Here is a 20,303-nt window from a genome sequence, read left to right on the forward strand (position 1 = left end):
GCCGACCTGGTCGCCGGACCGGGTCTGGGAGGGGCGGTACGTGCGCCGGGTATGGCGAGGGCGGCCCCGCGGGGCCGGTGACCGCCGACGGGGACCGCCCCGCTCAGCCCGCGTACTGGGCGAAGATCTTCGCGAACTCGTACGGCTGCTGGGCGATGTTGGTGCACTTGTAGAGCGCGCCGGTGCAGGCGTTGGCGTCCCGGGTGGCGTCCCAGAAGGCCAGCTCGCCGAGGTGGTGCTGCTGGGCGAAGGCGACCAGCTGCCGGGCGTCCGCCTGGTTGTAGACCTGGTGGTCGTCGTTCTCCCCGAGCATCGGGGTGATGCCGACGGCGGCCCAGAGCTGGGCGTCGCTCTTCGCCGGGTAGAGCGACTTGAGCTGGCCGTAGAGGCCCTGGGCCGCCTGGACGGCCGCGTCGCCGTAGTCGGCGCCGGTGCGGTAGTAGTCCATCGCCATCGCGTTCACCAGGTCGACGGCCACGCCCGCGTCCCGGGCCGAGCGGACGATGGCGACACCCTCGGCGGTGAGCCCCTCGGGCAGCACCGGCAGGGTGAACGACACCTTCAGGCCGGGGTTGGCCTTCTGCAGTTTGGCGAGCGCGGCGGAGCGGCGGTCGTTGGCGACGGTGTCGGCGATCGCGGCGCCCTCGATGTCGAAGTCGACGTAGCGCAGGCCGTAGGCCTTGACCACGGCGTCGTACTCGGCGAACAGCGAGTCCACCGAGGTGCAGGCGGCGGCGAGTTCGGTGCCGCTGGCACCGCCGAAGGACACCTTCACGTCGCCGCCGGCCGCGCGCAGCGCGTCCACCTGGTCCTTGGCCCAGCCGGTGCGCGGGTCGTAGGCGTTGAACCAGCTGGCCTTGCAGCCGACGCCGGTCACGAAGCCCATGGTGAAGGACTTCAGATTGCCGGCCTGGGCCATCGCGGGCATCGAGGGGGTCGGCCAGGCGCCCATGTCGATGTACGGGGCCACCGGGACGGCGGTGGCCGGCGGCGGGGTGGTGGGCGTTCCGGTGCCGGTCGGCGTGGGCGTGGGGGTCGGCGTGGGCGTGGGGGTCGGCGTGGGCGTGGGGGTCGGCGTCGGCGTGGCCGAAGTCGGCGGCGGGGTGGTCGGGTTGCCGCCAGGACCGGTGAGCGTGACGTCGTCGGCGAGGTAGCCGCCCTGCCCGTACCAGCCGTGCAGGTAGACCGTCACGCTGCTGGTGGCCGGGCCGGTGGTGAAGGTGGTGGAGAGCTGCTGCCAGGCGGGGCCGCCGGGGGTCCAGACGGCTGGGTCGGTGACCCCGCTGCCGGTCGCGCCGAGGTAGACGTACTGGCCCTGGACCCAGGCGCTCAGCGTGTACGTGGTGTTGGGACGAACGGCGACGCTCTGGCCGCACTGCGCGGTGTCGCTGCTGCTCACGCCGCCCCTCAGCGCGTACGAGCCGCTGTGCGCGCCGGTGCCGACGACGCTGCCGGTGGTGGCCGAACAGCTCCAGGGGCTCGCCGAGCCGCTCTCGAACCCGGCGTTGCCGAGCAGGTTGCCGTCGGCCGCGCCGGCGCTCCCGGCGAGCGAGGCGAGCCCGCCGCCGGCCAGCACGGTGGCGGCGGCGAGACCGAGCAGCTTGACCCGGAAGGCGGGGCGGCGGTGCCGGGCGGGGGCGTCGGGCGCGTGGGTGTCGTGGGGCGCGCGTGGCATGGGGGTGCCTCTCGGGACGGTGCGCCCGCCGCCCGCCACGCGAGGGGGAGCGCGGGCGGGCGGCGGGTGCGGTGGGGGCGAGGTCCGGTGCGGGGAGGTGCGCGGTGCAGCTTCAAACTGGACTAGACCAGCTGTGCACGTCAAGCACCTTCGGCACATCAGAGGCGGTTGCCGGGAAGGTTTTAGGAACGGTTTAAGGCAGCGCCCGCTCCCGGGGCGCGGCCGTGGGCGCCCGGGCGGGCCGCGCGGTCAGCAGGTGGGGCAGGCCCGGCACTCCCGGACCTGGACGTCGTCCACCACCGGGCCGTAGGCGCCGCTGCCGGTGGTGCTGGCGAAGGCCAGTGTGGTGGAGGCGCTGGTGGCCACGAAGGTGAACTGGCGGCCCACGTACCCCATGGCGGCCCGCGACTTGCCGGTGGTGTCGAAGGAGAAGTCCTGGAAGTCCTGGCCGTCGACGAGGGCCCGGCCGGTCTTGACGGCCGGTCCGCCCTCGGGGTTCCCCGCCAGCGCGTACGTCACCGAGTAGGTGGCGCCCGGCGTGGTGGCGAAGGTCTGGGCCACGGTGCCCTGGGAGGAGCCGTTCAGGTCGACGGACTGGTCGCCCTCGGCGGCCTGCCAGAAGCCGGCGCCGATCAGGTCCACGCTGCCGCCGGTGACGCGCCACGGGCCGATGGACTGTCCGGCCGAGAGGCCGAGGAAGGAGTTCGCCGCCACCTTCGGCGTCTCGAAGCTGCCGTCGTCGAAGCGGCTGAGGGCCCGGCTCTGGGCCGCCGCGCGGTCGGCGGTGCCGGCGGCCCGGGCGGGAACCGCCGAGGCGGTGATGCCGCCGACAAGCAGCGCGAGGGTGACGGCGGCGGTACGGGTGCGCGGGAACGACATGGCGACCTCCTGGACGGACGTGGCGCCGGAGCCCGGAACGGGTCCGGCAGCGCTCATCGTCGGAGCCGCCGGCCGCGCGGGGCCAGGCCGGGGCGCGGGCGCCTCGTGGTGCGGGGCGGCACCCGGGAGCTCTCGCGCGCCGGTTTGGCGGGCGGTCGGCCGCCGCGGACCGGCCCCGGGCCGTCCGCCCCCGGGGCCGGGCGGGCGGGGCGCCGCTCGGCGGCGGCCCGGGGCGGCGCCTTGGTCCGGTCCGGCCGTTGCACACGATCCATCCGCGCGCCCCGGCCGCGCTTCGTACGCTCCCCGTCCTGGCGCGCGGCCGGGGCCGGGGGTGGCGGCGTCCACCCTGTGGAAAGGTGCCCGGCGTGGTCGGCCGCGCCCTACCGTGACCGGATGATCAAGGACTTGCGCATCTGCTTCATCGGGGACTCCTTCACCCAGGGCGTCGGTGACCCGGAGTACCGCGGCTGGGTCGGCCGGGTGCTCCAGGAGACCGGCCGGGCGGCGCCCGCCGAGCTCACCGCCTTCAACCTGGGCGTCCGGCGCAACACCTCCTCGGACGTGCTGCGCCGGATCTGGGCGGAGCTCGACGCACGGACCCTGCCGGGCGCGGACAACCGGCTGGTGGTCTCGGTCGGCAGCAACGACGCCACGCCGCAGGACGGCGGACCCCGGGTGGCGCCGGCCCGCTGCCTGGCCAACCTGACCGCGATCCTGGACGGCGCCCGCGAGCGCGGCCTCGGCGTGCTCGTGGTCGGGCCGCCGCCGGTGATGTGCTGGGGCCGGGACCACCTGGAGCCGCTGCTGGACCTCGCCGGGCGGATCGCCGGGCTCTGCTCCGAGCGCGGCGTGCCGTTCGTCGACGTGACGGCCGCGCTCGCCGCGGACCGGGTCTGGGCGGCCGAGGCGGCGGCGGGCGACGGCGCGCACCCGGGCGCCGGCGGCTACCGCGTCCTCGCCGCTCTGGTGCTGTCCGGCGGCTGGCGGGACTTCGTGCGGGGCGCGCGGGCTTGACCTTGAGCGCACTCCAAGGGAGAGGCTGGTGCCGTTGATCCACGACACGAAGGAGCACCGGAAGATGCGTACCACCACGCTTGGTCAGCAGGGTCCCGAGGTCGGAGTGGTCGGTCTCGGCTGCATGGGCATGACCTGGGCCTACGACCTGCGCAACCGTGACGACGACACCTCGGCCCGGGTGATCCGCGAGGCGCTGGACCTCGGCGTCACGCTGATCGACACCGCCGACATCTACGGCCCGTACAGCAACGAGGAGGTGGTCGGCGCCGCCCTGGCCGGCCCGTACCGGGAGCGCGCGGTGCTGGCCACCAAGGTCGGCCTGGTGCCGGGCACCGGCGACCGGCGGGTGGACAACGACGGTCGGCCCGAGCACGTGCGGCGCGCGATCGACGAGAGCCTGCGCCGTCTGGGCACCGACCACGTCGACCTCTACCAGCTGCACCGGGTCGACCCGGAGGTGCCGATCGAGGAGACCTGGGGCGCGCTCGCCGAGGCCGTCGCGGCCGGCAAGGCGCTCCGGATCGGGCTCTCCGAGGTCACCGTCGAGGAGATCAAGCGGGCCCAGGCGGTTCACCCGGTGGCGTCCGTGCAGTCCGAGCTGTCGCTGTGGACCAGGGACGCGCTGGCCGAGGTGCTGCCGTACACCGAGGCCGAGGGCATCGCCTTCCTGCCGTTCTCGCCGCTCGGCCGGGGCTTCCTGACCGGCAGCATCTCCTCCCTGGACGAGCTGCCGGCGGACGACTTCCGCCGCTCGCTGCCGCGCTTCCAGCAGGACGCGCTGGCGGCCAACCTGGCCCTGGTGGCGAAGGTGAAGGAGGTCGCCGACCGGGTCGGCGCGACGCCCGCGCAGGTCGCGCTGGCCTGGGTGCTGGCGCAGGGCCGGTACGTCCTCCCGATCCCGGGCACCAAGACGCCGCGCTACCTGGTGGACAACGCGGGGGCGGCCGACCTGGTGCTCTCGGCGGCCGACCTCGCCGAGCTGGACGCGCTGCCGGCGCCGACCGGCGGGCGCTACTGACCGGGTGACGGGCCGGTCCTCCGGGGCGGGCTTTCTGACCGGGCTTCCTGGCCGGGCTTCCGGGCCGGGCTCCCGGGCCGGCGGCACAGGGTGCGGGGCCGGGCCGGCCGGCCCCGCGCTCAGCGCTCCTTGACCCAGACCAGCTGCCGGCCCGTCTCACCGGGCGCCCGGACCGCCGCGTCGGCGATCCGGGCCAGCCGGAAGCCGAGCTTGCGCGGCACGGCCGCACTGGCGGTGTTGGCCTGGTCGCAGTGGATCTCCACCCGCCGGACGCCGGGCAGCGCGAGCGCGGCGGCGCTCAGCGCCCCGGCGGCGGCGGTGGCGATGCCCCGGCCGCCGTGCTTCGAGCCCACCCAGTAGCCGATCTCCAGCGCCCCCGGCCCGATCCGGCCGTGAAGGCCGAACGAGCCGATGACGCTGCCGGGTTCGGCGTCCAGGCCGACCAGGTAGATGAAGTCGGTGCCCGCCTCCCAGGCGGCCGCGCCGGCCGCGGTCAGCTCGGTGGTCTGCGCCAGCGTGGGGGCCGCGGCGGCCCACTCCAGCCAGGGCCGCAGATGCTCCAGATCGGTCCGGACGGCGGCGTTCAGCGCGCGCGCGTACGCGGCCGAGCGGCGGTGCAGGGAGATCCCGCCGGCCAGCCGCAGCAGTTCCGGCGGCCGGCCGGTGGAGATCTCGCCCGGGGCCGGTCGGCGCCGTCCGGTGCCGGATCCGGTGGCGGGGGCGGTGGCAGGGCCGGGTACGTCCTCGCAGGGTGGTGGCGTGACGTGCGTCATGACAGCGATTATGGGCGGGCCCCGGAGCGCCGGCCACCGCCGAACCGCGGGGGAGCCGGCGCCGCCCCCGGGCGCGTCAGAGGCGTGTCAGCACGTCGTCGAGCTCCTTGCGCCGCAGGTCGGGGACGCGCGCCCCCTCTGCCGGATAGCCCACCGGGATGACGTAGGCGGCCCGCTCCTCGGCCGGGCGTTCGCACACCTCGTTGAGGAACTTCATCGGGCTCGGGGTGTGGGTGAGCGTGGCCAGGCCCGCCTGGTGCAGGGTGGCGAGCAGTAGCCCGACGGCGATGCCGACGGACTCCTTGGTGTAGTAGGGGCGCGGCGACCGCGGGCCCTTGTGCACCTCGAAGACGACGATCACGGCGGGCGCGTCCTCCAGGAACGGCTTCCGCCAGTCGGTGCCGATCGGGGCCAGCGCGGCCAGCCACTCCTCGGAGGCCCGGTGCGCGTAGAACTCGCGCTCCTCGGCCTCGGCGGCCTCGCGCAGCCGCCGCTTGCGCTCCGGATCGGTGATCACCACGAACCGCCAGGGCTGGACGTGCGCGCCGCTCGGCGCGGTGTTCGCGGTGCGGATCGCCCATTCGACGACGCCGTCCGGGATCGGGCGGGTCGCGTAGTCGCGGACGGTCCGGCGCCGCGCCATCACGTCGTGGAAGGACCTGCTGCGTGCCTCTGCCTCGTGGGCGGGCACCGTCATCGGGATCAGCGGGACGGTCGGGTGGGCGGGCGTCCCTGCCACTGCACTGTCAATCATGGCCGACAGCACAGCACATGACGGGCGGTCCGGGAAGAGTCCCGGACCGCCCGATCGTACGAATGGACCAGACCACTCAGCTCTCGTGGACGCGGCCGCCGCGGACCTCGATCCGCCGGTTGACCTGCACCGTGTCCAGCATCCGCCGGTCGTGGGTGACCAGCAGCAGCGTGCCGGTGTACGAGGCCAGCGCGGACTCCAACTGCTCGATGGCGACCAGGTCCAGGTGGTTGGTGGGCTCGTCCAGCACCAGCAGGTTGACGCCGCGGGCCTGGAGCAGCGCCAGGGCCGCCCGGGTGCGCTCGCCGGGGGAGAGGGTGTCGGCCGGCCGCAGCACGTGCGCCGCCTTCAGGCCGAACTTGGCCAGCAGGGTGCGCACCTCCTCCGGGCTCAACTCCGGTACGGCGGCGGCGAACGCGTCCGAGAGCGGCTCCCCGCCCAGGAACAGGCCGCGGGCCTGGTCCACCTCGCCGACGACCACGCCCGAGCCCAGCGCGGCGTCGCCGCCGTCGAGTTCGAGCCGGCCGAGCAGCGCGGCCAGCAGGGTGGACTTGCCCGCGCCGTTGGCGCCGGTGATCGCGACCCGGTCGGCCCAGTCGATCTGCAGGTCCACCGGTCCCAGGGCGAAGTCGCCGCGCCGGACGGTGGCCCCCCGCAGGGTGGCGACCACGGCGCCGGAGCGCGGCGCGGTGGCGATCTCCATCCGCAGCTCCCACTCCTTGCGGGGCTCCTCGACCACGTCGAGCCGCTCGATCATCCGCTGGGTCTGCCGGGCCTTGGAGGCCTGCTTCTCGGTCGACTCGGTCCGCATCGCGCGGCCCATCTTGTCGTTGTCGCCGGCCTTGCGGCGCGCGTTGCGCACCCCGTGCTCCATCCAGCCGCGCTGCATCCGCGCCCGGGCCTCCAGGCCGGCCTTGGTGTCGGCGTACTCGTCGTACTCCTCGCGGGCGTGCCGGCGGGCCACCGCGCGCTCCTCCAGGTACGCCTCGTAGCCGCCGCCGTACAGGTTGACCTGCTGCTGGGCGAGGTCCAGCTCCAGCACCCGGGTGACCGTCCGGGCCAGGAACTCGCGGTCGTGGCTGATCACCACGGTGCCCGCGCGCAGGCCCTTGACGAAGGACTCCAGGCGCTCCAGGCCGTCCAGGTCGAGGTCGTTGGTGGGCTCGTCGAGCAGGAAGACGTCGTAGCGGGAGAGCAGCAGCGAGGCGAGGCCGGCCCGGGCGGCCTGGCCGCCGGAGAGCGCGGTCATCGGCAGGTCCAGCGAGACCGTCAGCCCGAGCGAGCCGGCGACCTCCTCGGCCCGCTCCTCCAGATCGGCGCCGCCGAGGTCCAGCCAGCGGTCCAGGCTGGCCGCGTAGTCGTCGTCGGCGCCGGGGCGGCTCTCGACCAGGCCCTCGGTGGCCAGGTCCAGGGCCGCCTGGGCGGCCGCCACGCCGGTGCGGCGGGCCAGGAAGTCCCGGACCGACTCGCCCTCGCGCCGCTCCGGCTCCTGCGGCAGGTGGCCGATGTTCGCGCCCGCCGGGCTGAGCCGCAGCGAGCCGCCCTCGGGGGTGTCCAGCCCGGCCAGCAGCCGCAGCAGCGTCGACTTGCCGGCGCCGTTCACGCCGACCAGCCCGATCACGTCACCGGGGGCGACGACCAGGTCCAGGCCGGAGAAGAGGGTGCGGTCGCCGTGGCCGGCGACGAGGTCCTTGACTACGAGTGTGGCGCTCATGATGTCTCCGATTCTAGGAGAGCGGGGGAGCGCGCCGGGGCCCGCGGCGGGAAAGGCCGCGGGCCCCGGGGCCGGACGTGCTGCCGGAGGTGACTCAGGTCACTTCGTCTTCTTGGAGATGTACTCCAGCGCGTGCTGGGCGACGTCGTCCAGGTAGGGGCCGGCCTCCCAGGTGTTGTCGTTGCCCCCGATGGAGGTGTCCGAGACCAGCACCTGCTTGCCGTCCTTGGTCGCGAACCAGCCGCCGCCGCTGTCGCCGCCGGTGCCGTTGCAGCCGATGGTCAGCATCGCCGGGCGGCTCGGGTCGATCGTGTGGCGGACCGGCTTGCCGCTGTCGCAGTGCTCCAGCTCCATGCCGTCGAAGGGCTTGCCGGCCGGGAAGCCGTAGCTGCTCACGGCGGAGACCTGGTCGCGCGGGGCGTTGAACCAGACCGGCACGGAGCCGCCGACGACCTCCTCCAGCGACTTCTTGCTGCCGTCCGGGTTGGCCACCCGGATGATGCCGAAGTCGTACTGGCTCCACGGGCCGCCGTACTCCGGGTCGGCCTCGTCCGCCCAGGTCGGGGAGACGATGCCGGCCACCGCGCCCCACTCGCCGTACGGCTCGGCCTGCGCCAGCGGCGCCTGCTTCCCGCCGCTCAGCACGCCGGTGCTGTTGAAGGCCGGGGCGAAGGTGATGTTGGTGTGCGACTTGCCGCCCTTGCCACCGTGCAGGCAGTGGCTGGCGGTCCACACCAGGTTGCTCTTGCCGGGGTTGGCCGGGTCGGAGATCACGGTGCCGGAGCAGACGTACTCCTGCGCGCCGTCCTGGAAGAACAGCTTGCCGTTCACGTGGAAGTTCTTCGCGTACGGGTGCGGGACGGGCTTCTCCTGGACGACCTTCGGCAGCGGGTCGTTGCCGTTGTCCGCCGGCGGCTGGGAGCCCGGCTGGCTCGGCGTCGCGCCGGTGGGCTGGGCCGTGGGCTGCGCCGCGGTCGGCTGGCCGCTGGGCTCCTTGGCCGGCCCGGGCTTGTACGGCTTGGCCTTGAGGATCTTCTGGAGGTCCCAGAAGCCCTGCACGGCCGGGGTGATCACGTTCTGCTGGGCCCACTTGTCCCAGTCCTCGAACTTCCACTTCTTCAGCTCGTCGAGGGTGGGCAGCTTGACCGGGGCGGCGCCCGGTGTGCCGGTGCCGGCCCCGGTGGTCGCGGCGGCGGTCGGCGCCGCGGTCTGGGCCCCGGTGGCGTCGCTGTTGTCCGGACCGCAGGCGGTCGCGACCACCATCGTCAGCGTGACGACGGAGGCGCCCAGCGCAGCACGCGTGGTCCGGGATATCGGTGACATGAGTTCAGTTCCCCCTGTGGATGCGTGCCATGCCGCCCGAGCCGCAGGCATGGCAGGTGAGGAGTCTGCCATGCGGGCGGCGGTGCCCCCGCCCGAGGGTCGGACCGGGGCGGAGCTGTCACGGGATCGGCACGTGATCCGCACGGTATTAATCGCTTGCCGGGCCCCGGGAGCCTCCGTACCGTGGTCCGTGCCACCCGCCAGAACAGGAGAAGGCCGTTGCTCTACTGAGGTCCCGAGACACCGCCCCCCGCCGCCCCGCAGCCCTGCTGCCCGCGGTGTGTGCGTGTGCGAGTGCGCGACCTCAGTGGTGAGCCGGCCCGGCATCCCTCCGTCCGTTCTTCGACGGTCCTCGCCGCCCGCCCGGCCCCGCCACGCTCCGGGCCCCTCCACGCGCCGCCTGCGGTGTCTCCCGTGTTGCTCCCCAGACCGTCTGCAACCACCCGGGAGGCCTCCCCATGGCATCACCCAGTACCGCTGTCCTCTGCACCGACCTCGGCTTCGAGTGGCCCGACGGCACGACCGTGCTCGACGGCTTCCACCTCGCCGTCGGCCCCGGCCGGACAGGCCTGATCGGCCTCAACGGCGCGGGGAAGTCCACCCTCCTGCGCCTCGTCGCGGGCGAACTCACCCCCACCGCCGGCGCCGTCAGGGTCGGCGGCGAGCTCGGCTACCTGCCGCAGGGCCTCACCCTCGACACCGGGCTGAGGGTCGACGAGGCGCTCGGCATCCGGGCCACCCGGGAGGCGCTGCACGCCATCGAGTCCGGCGCCACCGACCAGCGCCACTTCGACGCCGTCGGCGACGACTGGGACGTCGAGGAGCGCGCCCGCGCCACCCTCGACCGGCTCGGTCTGGACCGGCTCGGCCTCGACCGCACCACCGGCGAACTCTCCGGCGGCGAGGCGGTGCTGCTGCGGCTGGCCGCCCTGCTGGTGCGCCGGCCCGACGTCCTGCTGCTCGACGAGCCGACCAACAACCTCGACCGGACCGCCCGCGAGCGGCTCTACGAGACGGTGGCCGGCTGGAGCGGGGTGATGGTGATCGTCAGCCACGACCGCGAGCTGCTCCAGCACGTGGACCAGATCGCCGACCTCAGGGACGGCCAGGTCACCTGGTACGGCGGCAACTTCGCCGACTACGAGCGGACGGTCGCCGCGCAGCAGGAGACGGCGGAGCGGCTGCTGCGCAACGCCGAGGCCGATGTCCAGCGCCAGAAGCGGGACTTGGTCGACGCCCGTGCCAAGCTGGACCGCAGCGCCAGTTACGGCAGGAAGCGCTCGGTCACCCGCAACGACCCGCACATCTTCGCGGGCAAGCTGAAGCGCCAGGGCCAGGAGACCGCCGGGCGGCTCCAGGGCATGCACACCGAGCGACTGGAGGAGGCCAGACAGCGGCTCACCGCCGCCGAGGAGGCGGTCCGCGACGACGCCGAGATCCGGATCGACCTGCCCCGCACCGCCGTGCCGGCCGGGCGCACGGTGCTCACCCTGCAGAAGGTCCGGCTGCCGTACGGCACCACCGCCGACCTCGACCTGCGCGGACCCGAGCGGATCGCCCTGATCGGCCGCAACGGCGCCGGCAAGTCCACCCTGCTGCGCACCATCGCCGGTGAACTCGCCCCGCTGGAGGGGGAGATCACCACCCCGGTGCCGCTGCGCCACCTGCCGCAGCGGCTGGACGTGCTGGACGACGGGCTGAGCGTCGTGGGGAACGTCAAGCAGTTCGCCCCGGCCGCGGGGGACAACGCGATCCGGGCCAGGCTGGCCCGCTTCCTGTTCCGCGGCGGCCGGGCCGACCAGCTCGCCGCCACCCTCTCCGGCGGCGAGCGGTTCCGGGCCACGCTGGCCGCGCTGTTGCTGGCCGATCCGCCGCCGCAGCTGCTGCTGCTCGACGAGCCGACCAACAACCTCGACCTGGCCAGTGTCCGCCAGCTGACCCAGGCGCTCGCGTCCTACCAGGGGGCGCTGATCGTCGCCAGCCACGACCTGCCGTTCCTGCGCGGCCTCGGGATCACCCGCTGGCTGGAGCTGGACGGCGAGCTGCGGCCGGTGGGCCCGCGGTAGCCGGCCGGCGCCGGGGCCCGGCCCACCGGGTCGGGCCCCGACGGCGGGGTCGGGCCCGGGCGGTCGGCGCCGGCGCCGCTTCAGGCCCCGGTTCAGGCGGGCCGGTTCAGGCTCCGGTGGGCTCGGTCGCGGGCCGCAGCTTGCGGGCGACCAGCGTGCCGAGCCGGTCCAGGCCGACCACCGTGGCCGCGAGGACGACGAACTCGACGGTCAGCAGCGCGATCTGGCCCCAGACGTAGCCGTAGCCCTTGGTCGTCGGGTCGAAGAAGAAGTACGGGTACGGCAGCGGGTAGTTGGAGAACAGCCCGTTGCGGGCGAGCACGATCGCCGCGTAGCCGAGCGGGAAGGCCAGCCAGAGCGGGATGTCGCGCCAGGCGGAGGCGTTGCGCGGCTTCAGCGTCAGCCAGTCGATGATCACCATCACCGGCGTCACGTAGTGCAGGAAGAAGGACGACCAGTGCTGCAGCTTGTCCGGCCCGTCGAAGAGTCCGGGCAGCGGGTTGGCGCCGTGCTCCAGCAGGATGTGCGAGACCAGCCCGGTGATCAGGATGTAGAGCGTGGCCGCCCCGCGCAGCCGGGGGGCGGGCGCGTCCACCGTGCCGCGCTTGACCATCCAGTAGACCGCGCCGATGAAGTAGCCGAGCACGATCACATTGCTCTGGATGGTGAAGTAGACCAGCGGGGCGGTCTGGAGGGTCAGGCCGAGGCCCGCCGAGAGCACGATGCCCATGCGCCACCAGAGCGCGGGGCTGGTCCGGACTGACATGCGGTCACCAGTTCGTTTCAGGCGATACGGGAGGTATCGGGTGGAAGAGGGGGGATCGACGCACTCTACTCGCTGGTAGGGCCGGGACGGAAGAAATGTCACCGCAGGTGGCAGGCCCCCCGTCACCCGGCCGCTCCCTCCCCCCCGGTCACCCGGCCGCTCCCTCGTCCCGCCGTCACCCCGGCAGGACGAAGCCCGACTCGTACGCGGCGATCACCGCCTGGGTGCGGTCGCGGGCGCCGAGTTTGGCCAGCACGCTGCCGACGTGCGTCTTGACCGTCTCCGGGCTGAGCGCCAGCCGCCCGGCGATCTCGCCGTTGCTGAGCCCGGCGGCCATCAGCCGCAGGACCTGCCCCTCCCGCTCGGTGAGCCGCCCGATCGGCCCGTACCCCGACGCGGCCGCCGGCCGCCCCGCCGGCCGCTGGCGCAGCGCGAGTTCGCGCACGGCGGCCGGGTAGAGCAGCGAGTCCCCGCGCGCGACCAGCCGCACCGCCTGCACCATCTCCTCCGCGCTGGCCCGCTTCAGCAGGAACCCGGCGGCGCCGGCCCGCAGCGCGTCGTACACGTGGTCGTCGTGCTCGAAGGTGGTGACCACCAGGATCCGGGGCGGCTCGGCCATCCCGCCGACCAGCTGCTCGGTGGCCCGGATGCCGTCGATGCCGGGCATCCGGACGTCCATCAGCACCACGTCCGGACGCAGCTCGCGCACCAGCGGGACGACCGCGGCGCCGTCCGCCGCCTCGCCGACCACGGTGAGGTCCGGCTCCGCGTCGATCACCACCCGCAGGCCGGTCCGCACCAGCCGTTCGTCGTCCGCGATCACCACCCGGACGGTTCCGGTCGGGTCGTTCATCGTGCTCCCTCCAGCGGTAGCCAGGCGGTCAGCCGCCAGGTCGTCCCGTCGTCCGTCGGACCGGCGGCGCAGCCGCCGCGCAGCACCGCCGTCCGCTCGCCGATCCCGCGCAGCCCCCGGCCGCCGCCGGGGCGGCTGGGCCGGGCCTCGCCCAGCGGATTGGTCAGTTCGATCTCCAGCCGGTCCACCGCCAGGCCGACCCGGAGCCCGGCGGGCGCCGGCCCGGCGTGCCGCAGCACATTGGTCAGACCCTCCTGGACGATCCGGTAGGCCTCACGGGAGACGGCGGCCGGCAGCCGGTGCAGCCCGGGGGCCAGCTCGGCGTCGACCTCGACGCCGGTGCGGGCGAGCTGGCGCAGCAGGTCGTCCAGCCCCGCGAGGGTCGGTCCGGCGGACTCCGCGTCCGCCCGGTCCTCCTCGCGGAGCAGCCCGAGCACCGCGTCCAGCTCGGCGACGGCCGCCCGCGCGGTATCGGCGATCGCCCGCAGTGCCTCGGCGGCGAAGTCCGGGTCGGTCCGCAGCACCCGGGCCGCCGCCGAGGCCTGGATGCCGACCGCGCCGAGCGCGTGGCCGACCGAGTCGTGCAGCTCGCGGGCGAGCCGGTTGCGCTGGGCGAGGACGGCGGCCCGCCGTTCGGCGGCGGCCAGCCGCTCCTCCGGGGTCGGGCCGAGCAGCACCGGCGCCCACCGGGCCAGCAGGGCGCCGCAGCCGGCGCTGGTGGCGAGGATCAGCAGCAGGAGCGCGAGGCCGAGCACCGGTCCGGGCAGCCAGGCCGGGAACCCGCGGTCCTGCCAGAAGCGCACCACGTCGTCCACCGCCGGCCCGCCGAGCGGAGTGATCACCAGCACCACCGCGAACGGCGTCCCGGCCAGCGTCATCCCGCTGACGATCCCGCCGAACAGTACGTGCAGCACGTACCAGGCGGCGCTCCGGCGCCTGGCGGCCCAGGACCTGGCGGGCCCGGCGGAGACCTCCTCGGCCCGCTCCGGCGCGCAGAGTGCCCGTGCCGCCGCCCCCTCCAGCGACCGGACCGTCGGCACCAGGGCGGTGACGGCGGCCATCGGCAGCGAGAGGGCGAGCGCGGCGAAGTAGAGGAGGACCTGGACCACGGAGCCGTGCGCCGGGTCGAGCGCCCCGAGCAGGACGGTCGAGAGCATCCAGTACGGCATCAGCAGGGCGCCGCCGAGCACCAGGTGCACCCAGCGCAGCCGGGCCCGCCGGCCCAGCAGCGCACCGCCGATCCGCCGCGCGGTGCCGCCCGCGCCCACCCCCGTGATCACCTGGCCGACTCTACGTCAGCGGCGGCGGCCCCCGGGGGGGCCGGCACCGCCTGCCCGGCCGGGGCGACCCCGCCGGCGGAGATCGTTGTGGTCATGCCCCCCACCCTCCCGCGGGCGGGAGCGCCGGTGCCTCCTCCCACCACCCGATCCGCCTCCCCCGCCAGGGGGAGCCGGCCGGCCCGGGTGTTTTCCCCGGAGACCCGGGCCGGCCGGCCGCGGACGGGCTACGGGATGATCGGCTCGCAGCCGACCGCCTTGCCGCCGGCGACGAGGAACTGCCGCCAGAGGTCGGCGGTGTCGGGGAAGAGCCCGCTGCCGGCCACCCCGGGGCTGTACTTCCGGTCCAGGTGGAAGTAGGTGGACTTGCCCTGGCACGTGGCGACCACGTTCTCGCCCGAGGACCCGATCCACCGGGCGCGCCCGTAGGCCTCCGTACGCGCGTCCTGCGGGTCCAGCGCGCTGACCCGGGGGTCGGTGGTGATCGTGAAGGAGGCCTGAGTGTTCAGGCCGCCCGGGGAGGAGATCGCACAGGACCAGACCGGGGCGAACCCGGCGGTCACCGTCTGCCGGTACCCCTCGCCGGCCTGTGGGTCCCGGGCCGGCGCCATGCCGGGCAGGCCGCAGACGTTGCCGAGGTCGGCCGGTTGCGGGGTCGCCGCGGCGGACAGGCCGGACGGGGCGGGGAGCCCGCCACCGCACCCCTTGCTCTCGGCGGCGGTGTTGGCGAACGCCACGGCCAGCGCCGCCATCCCAGCGGCGCGGCCGCCGACCGTGTCGTCCGACCCGAGCAGCCGGACCTCGGCCCGCATGGCCTTGGGACAGCCGTCCGGGAGCAGCGCCCAGGCACGGGAATCCAGCACGGCGCCGGTGGAGCCACCGGCGAACAGCCGGGCCTCCGGTGCTGTCGGCGGCGTGACCTCGTCCTGGGGGAGCGCGAGGGCGAGCGCCGCGGACCGGCCGGTCGGGCCGAACAGCCCGTACGAGACCGTCACCCGGCAGGCAGCGGTCCGGTCGTAGGCGCCGGGCGACCAGCCGTCGCTCTTCTCCTCGCTGATCCGCCCGGGCCCCAACGCGGTGTGCACCTCGTCCGCCGTCGCGGCGCCAGCGCAGACCGTGTCCGGCCCCAGCACGTTCGTCAGCTCGTACAGCAGCACCCCCGAGGCGGCGGCCGTGATCGCCACGATCACGGCCGCCGCCCGCAGGCGCAGCCGCCGGGTGGTGAAGCCGCGCCGGGTGAGGGCCTCGTCGGTGCGGCGCAGCGCGCCCGCGGTCCGGTCCGTGCTCCCGTCCGCGCGGTCCTGTTCGGCCGTCATGGCGTCCTCACCCCCTGCCGAGCGCACCGTTGCGGGCCGCGGTGAAGTCCGACGCCGCGTCGTGGATGATCGCGGCGAGGGCGGTGGCGACGCCGGAGGCCTGGGTGAAGTCGGTGTCGATGGTCTTGAGGGTGCGGCCCGCGTCGTCGGCGGCCGCGCCCTGCCAGCCCGCCCGCTGCGGGGTGTTGGTGAGGTCTGTGCCGACTCGGGCGTCGAGCGAGCTGAGCGCCTTGGCCATGTTGGTCCAGGCCTCGACCGCCTCGGTGAAGCCGGAGAAGTCGGCCTCGTGCAGTTCCCTGAAGGACACCATGCCGCTGGGGCTCCTCTGTCGGTTCTCGGTTCTCGGGGCCGGGGGGCTCAGTGGCCGAACTGGCCGGCGGTGGCGTGCTCGTTCGCCTGGTAGGTGCGCTGGGTGGTGTCGAGGTTGTCGGCGGTGCCGGTCAGCTTGTCGTGCAGGGTCTTGCACTGCTGCAGCCAGCGCTCGGTCGAGCCGGTGAGCGCGCCGGCGAAGGAGAAGCCGCGGATCCTGGTGGCGGCGGTGGTCGCGTGCTCGGCGAGGTTGTTGCCACCCTTGCCGTTGGCACTGTCGAGGTCGGTGGCGATCTGCCGGGCGATGCCGGCCGAGGCGTTGAGCTCGTGCGGCCGGTCCAGCCGGGTGGTGGGGGCGGACGGCGGCGGGCCGGGGGAGGGGTTCGGGGTGGGCCCGGCCGCGAACGGGGACGTGCCCGGTGCCGAGATCGGGATGACGGTGTCCGGCGACGGGTTGCGCGGTGCGCCCGGCGGGGAGGCCGGCTGGACCGGCCCGGTGGTGAACCCTGGGGAGGCCATGTGCGTCTGCTTCCTTTCCTCTGACGAGAGATCAGAACCACTCCGACAACAGGGCGACCGTACAGGCCCGCCCCGTAGGTGTACCGACGCACCCTCCGTCACCCCGGTTGCGCCCTCCGTGTCGGGGATTCGTCAGAGCTGTGTCGACGGGCGGAGGGTCTTGTTACCGGCGGGTCGCTTCCCTATCATCGCGAGTGTTACAGCTTTACTGTCAAACCCCGAGGGGGCGGTCGCCAGTGCGTGACCCGAGCAGTCCCGGCCCGCTGGCCGGGGTCCGGGTGGTCGAGCTCGCGGGGATCGGCCCCGGGCCCTTCGCGGGCATGCTGCTGGCCGACCTCGGGGCCGACGTGGTCCGGGTGGACCGGCCCGACCCCTCACCGCTCTCCCAGGACCCGGCCTACGACGTCACCAACCGCAACAAGCGCTCGGTGCTGGTCGACCTCAAGTCCCCCGGCGGGCCCGCGCAGGTGCTCGACCTGGTCGAACGCGCCCACCTGCTGATCGAGGGCTACCGCCCCGGAGTCGCCGAACGCCTCGGCGTCGGCCCCGAGGCCTGTCTCGCCCGCAACCCCGCCCTGGTCTACGGCCGGATGACCGGCTGGGGTCAGGACGGACCGCTGGCCGCCCGGGCCGGCCACGACATCGGGTACGCGGCGGTGGCCGGGGTGCTCGGCCTGATCGGATCGCCCGAGCAGCCGCCCGCCGTCCCCGCCAACCTGCTCGGCGACTACGCCGGCGGCTCGCTCTACCTGGTCGTCGGTCTGCTCGCGGCTCTCCACCACGCCGGTGCGACCGGCGCCGGCCAGGTCGTCGACGCCGCCATCGTGGACGGCGCCGCCCACCTCACCACCGTGCTCTGGGGGCTGCTCGCGGCCGGGCAGTGGCAGGACCGGCGCGGCGTGAACCTGCTCGACGGCGGTGCACCCTGCTACGCCGTGTACCGGGCCAAGGACGGCGGCGACCTCGCCGTCGGCGCGCTGGAGCCGCGGTTCTACGCCGAGTTCGCCCGGCTGCTGGAGCTCGGTCCGGACGCCCCGGGCCAGTACGAGGTGGCCCGCTGGCCCGAACTGCGGGCGCGGATCTCGGCCCGCTTCGCCACCCGTACCCGCGCCGAGTGGGAGGCCGTCTTCGCCGGCTCCGACGCCTGCGTGGAGCCGGTCCTGACGATGCGTCAGGCGGCCTCGTACGGGCACCTGGTGGCCCGGGGGACGTACGTCGAGGCGGACGGCGTCACCCAGCCGGCGCCCGCGCCCCGGTTCTCCGCCACCCCCGGCACGCTGCGCCGCCCGCCGGCCCGGCCGGGCGCCGACACCGACGAGGTGGCCCGCGACTGGGGTGTGCCCGCCCTGCTGGCCCCGCCGGGCTCACCTGCTGAGCCCGCTGAGCCCGCTGAGCCCGCTGTCCCTGCTGAGCCGGCTCTCCCCGCTGTCCCTGCCGACCGGGCCGTCCCGGATTCCCCGGACGCCCCCGAGTCCCCGGATTCCCCGAATTCCCTGGGCTCCGAGGCCCGTTAAGGAGCTTGCCGTGGAACGCGACATCTATACCGAGGAGCACGAGGACTTCCGGGCGACCGTCCGGTCCTTCCTCGCCAAGGAGGTGCTGCCGCACTACGACCGCTGGGAGCGGGCCGGCATCGTGGACCGCTCCGCCTGGCTGGCCGCCGGCCGGCAGGGGCTGCTCGGGCTCGCCGTCCCCGAGGAGTACGGCGGCGGGGGCGCCGCCGACTTCCGCTACGCCGCCGTGCTCGCCGAGGAGTTCGCCCGGGCGGGCGCCTCCGGCCTGGCGCTCGGCCTGCACAACGACATCATCGGCCCGTACCTCACCTCGCTCGCCACCGACGAGCAGAAGCGCCGCTGGCTGCCCGGGTTCTGCAGCGGCGAGCTGATCACCGCCATCGCGATGACCGAACCCGGCACCGGCTCCGACCTCCAGGGCATCCGCACCCACGCCGTGGACCAGGGCGACCACTACCTGCTCAACGGTGCCAAGACCTTCATCTCCAACGGCATCCTGGCCGACCTGGTGGTCGTGGTCGCCAGGACCACCCCCGAGGGCGGTTCGCGCGGCCTGAGCCTGCTGGTGGTCGAGCGCGGGACGCCCGGCTTCGAGCGCGGCCGCAACCTCGACAAGATCGGCCAGAAGGCCCAGGATACCGCCGAGTTGTTCTTCGAGGACGTCCGCGTCCCCAAGGCGAACCTGCTCGGCGAGGAGCACCAGGGCTTCCTCTACCTGATGCGGAACCTCGCGCAGGAGCGGCTCACCATCGCGGCCGCCGCGATCGCCGGCGCCGAGTACCTGGTCGAGATCACCACCGACTACGTGAAGCAGCGCGAGGCCTTCGGCCGGCCGCTCGCCAAGCTCCAGCACGTCCGGTTCGAGATCGCCGAGATGGCCACCGAGTGCGCGGTCACCCGGGCCTTCGTGGACCGCTGCATCACCGAGCACAACCGCTACGCGCTCACCCCGGCGGACGCCTCGATGGCCAAGTGGTGGGCCACCGAACTGCAGAAGCGCACGGCCGACCGCTGCCTCCAACTCCACGGCGGCTACGGGTACATGACCGAGTACCCGGTCGCCCGAGCGTTCACCGACGGCCGGATCCAGACCATCTACGGCGGGACCACCGAGATCATGAAGGAGATCGTCGGGCGCTCCCTGCTGGGCTGACCCCGGTCCCCGCCCCCCCGCCCGCCCGGCGAAGCGCCCGCCAGACCGCGGAACACCCGCCCCGGCCCCTCTCGAACCCTCCCACCCCCCGCCCGGTCAGACCCCCGAAAGGCAATCCACCGTGACCACCGAAGCGTACGTCTACGACGCGATCCGCACCCCGCGCGGCCGGGGCAAGGCCAACGGCTCACTGCACGGCACCAAGCCGATCGACCTGGTCGTCGGCCTGATCCACGAACTGCGCCGCCGCTTCCCCGAGCTGGACCCGGCGGCGGTCGACGACATCGTGCTCGGCGTGGTCAGCCCGATCGGCGACCAGGGCTCCGACATCGCCCGGATCGCCGCCATCACCGCCGGCCTGCCCGACTCGGTGGCCGGCGTCCAGGAGAACCGCTTCTGCGCCTCCGGCCTGGAGGCGGTCAACCTGGCCGCCGCCAAGGTCCGTTCGGGCTGGGAGGACCTCATCCTGGCCGGCGGCGTCGAGTCGATGTCCCGGGTGAGGATGGGCTCCGACGGCGGTGCCTGGGCGATGGACCCGATGACCAACTACGAGAACCACTTCGTCCCGCAGGGCATCGGCGCCGACCTGATCGCCACCATCGAGGGCCTCTCCCGCACCGACGTGGACGCCTTCGCCGCCGAGTCGCAGGCCCGGGCCGCCAAGGCCCAGGCCGACGGCCTGTTCGACCGCTCGGTCGTCCCGGTCCGCGACCGCAACGGCCTGGTGGTGCTGGACCGCGACGAGTTCATCCGCCCCGGCACCACCGTGGAGACCCTGGCCGGCCTCAAGCCCTCCTTCGCCGGCATCGGCGAGGCCGGCGGCTTCGACGCGGTCGCCCTGCAGAAGTACCACTGGGTCGAGGCCATCGACCACGTGCACCACGCCGGCAACTCCTCCGGCATCGTGGACGGCGCGGCCCTGGTCGCGATCGGCAACCGCGGCATCGGCGAGCGGTACGGCCTGCGCCCGCGCGCCCGGATCGTCTCGGCCGCCGTCTCCGGCTCCGAGCCCACGATCATGCTCACCGGGCCGGCCCCCGCCACCCGCAAGGCGCTCGCCAAGGCCGGGCTGACCGCCGCCGACATCGACCTGGTCGAGATCAACGAGGCCTTCGCCGCCGTCGCCCTGCGCTTCGTCCGCGAGCTCGGCTTCCGCCCGGACCAGGTGAACGTCAACGGCGGCGCGATCGCCCTCGGCCACCCGCTCGGCGCCACCGGCGCGATGCTCCTCGGCACCCTGGTCGACGAGCTGGAGCGCCGCGAGCTGCGCTACGGCCTGGTCACCCTCTGCGTCGGCGGCGGGATGGGCATCGCCACCGTCGTCGAGCGCGTCTGAGCCTCCGGCGGCCCGCCGCCGCCCCTTCCCGTGGCGCGGTG

Annotated in this window: 18 protein-coding genes; 6 read left to right on the plus strand and 12 right to left on the minus strand. The window is 74.5% G+C overall.

The window, feature by feature from the left end:
* Window positions 1-103: 103 nt before the first annotated feature.
* Complete coding sequence (locus ABZ497_RS32435) at window positions 104-1,675, minus strand: carbohydrate binding domain-containing protein (RefSeq protein WP_359810626.1); 1,572 nt, start codon at window positions 1,673-1,675, stop codon at window positions 104-106.
* 249 nt (window positions 1,676-1,924) lie between these two features.
* Window positions 1,925-2,554, minus strand: a complete 630-nt coding sequence (locus ABZ497_RS32440; protein WP_359810628.1) for a choice-of-anchor C family protein — start codon at window positions 2,552-2,554, stop codon at window positions 1,925-1,927.
* A gap of 393 nt (window positions 2,555-2,947) precedes the next feature.
* Between ABZ497_RS32440 and ABZ497_RS32445 the strand changes: the two genes are divergently transcribed.
* Both ABZ497_RS32445 and ABZ497_RS32450 read left to right on the plus strand, forming a co-directional pair.
* Window positions 2,948-3,568: a GDSL-type esterase/lipase family protein gene (locus tag ABZ497_RS32445; RefSeq protein ID WP_359810630.1), complete on the plus strand. Its 621-nt coding sequence runs from the start codon at window positions 2,948-2,950 to the stop codon at window positions 3,566-3,568.
* Window positions 3,569-3,632: 64 nt separating this feature from the next.
* On the plus strand, window positions 3,633-4,589 hold the full coding sequence (locus tag ABZ497_RS32450; protein ID WP_329487070.1) for an aldo/keto reductase: 957 nt from the start codon (window positions 3,633-3,635) through the stop codon (window positions 4,587-4,589).
* A 119-nt stretch (window positions 4,590-4,708) separates the two neighbouring features.
* On the opposite strand, the gene ABZ497_RS32455 is transcribed toward ABZ497_RS32450, so the two are convergent.
* From ABZ497_RS32455 to ABZ497_RS32470, 4 genes are all read right to left on the minus strand, one after another.
* Window positions 4,709-5,362: a GNAT family N-acetyltransferase gene (locus ABZ497_RS32455; RefSeq protein WP_359810632.1), complete on the minus strand. Its 654-nt coding sequence runs from the start codon at window positions 5,360-5,362 to the stop codon at window positions 4,709-4,711.
* A 76-nt stretch (window positions 5,363-5,438) separates the two neighbouring features.
* Complete coding sequence (locus ABZ497_RS32460) at window positions 5,439-6,116, minus strand: nitroreductase family protein (protein WP_359810634.1); 678 nt, start codon at window positions 6,114-6,116, stop codon at window positions 5,439-5,441.
* A gap of 76 nt (window positions 6,117-6,192) precedes the next feature.
* Window positions 6,193-7,830, minus strand: coding sequence for an ABC-F family ATP-binding cassette domain-containing protein (locus ABZ497_RS32465; protein ID WP_352296532.1), 1,638 nt, complete (start codon window positions 7,828-7,830; stop codon window positions 6,193-6,195).
* Between the two features lie 99 nt (window positions 7,831-7,929).
* The gene (locus ABZ497_RS32470) at window positions 7,930-9,153 is read right to left on the minus strand and encodes a hypothetical protein (protein WP_359810637.1); all 1,224 of its coding nucleotides are present in this window, start codon (window positions 9,151-9,153) and stop codon (window positions 7,930-7,932) included.
* 458 nt (window positions 9,154-9,611) lie between these two features.
* Between ABZ497_RS32470 and ABZ497_RS32475 the strand changes: the two genes are divergently transcribed.
* Entirely contained in the window at window positions 9,612-11,219 is a 1,608-nt protein-coding gene (locus ABZ497_RS32475) for an ABC-F family ATP-binding cassette domain-containing protein (RefSeq protein WP_359810639.1), read from the plus strand.
* A 106-nt stretch (window positions 11,220-11,325) separates the two neighbouring features.
* On the opposite strand, the gene ABZ497_RS32480 is transcribed toward ABZ497_RS32475, so the two are convergent.
* From ABZ497_RS32480 to ABZ497_RS32505, 6 genes are all read right to left on the minus strand, one after another.
* A complete protein-coding gene (locus ABZ497_RS32480) occupies window positions 11,326-11,985 on the minus strand; it encodes a Pr6Pr family membrane protein (protein WP_359810642.1) in 660 nt (219 codons plus the stop codon).
* Between the two features lie 175 nt (window positions 11,986-12,160).
* Window positions 12,161-12,838 carry a response regulator transcription factor gene (locus ABZ497_RS32485; protein WP_359810645.1) on the minus strand — a complete coding sequence of 226 codons (678 nt, stop codon included), beginning with the start codon at window positions 12,836-12,838 and terminating at the stop codon, window positions 12,161-12,163.
* Window positions 12,835-14,118: a histidine kinase gene (locus ABZ497_RS32490; protein WP_359810648.1), complete on the minus strand. Its 1,284-nt coding sequence runs from the start codon at window positions 14,116-14,118 to the stop codon at window positions 12,835-12,837. The genes ABZ497_RS32485 and ABZ497_RS32490 overlap by 4 nt, the downstream gene beginning before the upstream one ends.
* Before the next feature lie 224 nt (window positions 14,119-14,342).
* Window positions 14,343-15,431, minus strand: a complete 1,089-nt coding sequence (locus ABZ497_RS32495; protein ID WP_359810651.1) for a hypothetical protein — start codon at window positions 15,429-15,431, stop codon at window positions 14,343-14,345.
* A gap of 7 nt (window positions 15,432-15,438) precedes the next feature.
* Window positions 15,439-15,741, minus strand: coding sequence for a hypothetical protein (locus ABZ497_RS32500; RefSeq protein ID WP_359810654.1), 303 nt, complete (start codon window positions 15,739-15,741; stop codon window positions 15,439-15,441).
* Between the two features lie 47 nt (window positions 15,742-15,788).
* On the minus strand, window positions 15,789-16,259 hold the full coding sequence (locus tag ABZ497_RS32505) for a hypothetical protein (protein ID WP_359810656.1): 471 nt from the start codon (window positions 16,257-16,259) through the stop codon (window positions 15,789-15,791).
* Between the two features lie 236 nt (window positions 16,260-16,495).
* On the opposite strand from ABZ497_RS32505, the gene ABZ497_RS32510 reads away from it, so the two are divergent.
* The 3 genes from ABZ497_RS32510 to ABZ497_RS32520 all read left to right on the plus strand — a co-directional run bounded on the left by ABZ497_RS32510 (window position 16,496) and on the right by ABZ497_RS32520 (window position 20,262).
* Window positions 16,496-17,773 (plus strand): CaiB/BaiF CoA-transferase family protein, encoded by a 1,278-nt coding sequence (locus ABZ497_RS32510; RefSeq protein ID WP_359810659.1) that lies wholly within the window; start codon window positions 16,496-16,498, stop codon window positions 17,771-17,773.
* 10 nt (window positions 17,774-17,783) lie between these two features.
* Window positions 17,784-18,926, plus strand: a complete 1,143-nt coding sequence (locus tag ABZ497_RS32515) for an acyl-CoA dehydrogenase family protein (protein WP_359810662.1) — start codon at window positions 17,784-17,786, stop codon at window positions 18,924-18,926.
* Window positions 18,927-19,047: 121 nt separating this feature from the next.
* Entirely contained in the window at window positions 19,048-20,262 is a 1,215-nt protein-coding gene (locus ABZ497_RS32520; protein ID WP_329487055.1) for an acetyl-CoA C-acetyltransferase, read from the plus strand.
* Window positions 20,263-20,303 lie beyond the last annotated feature (41 nt).

The sequence above is a fragment of the Kitasatospora sp. NPDC005751 genome (assembly GCF_040630835.1).
Taxonomy (GTDB): domain Bacteria; phylum Actinomycetota; class Actinomycetes; order Streptomycetales; family Streptomycetaceae; genus Kitasatospora.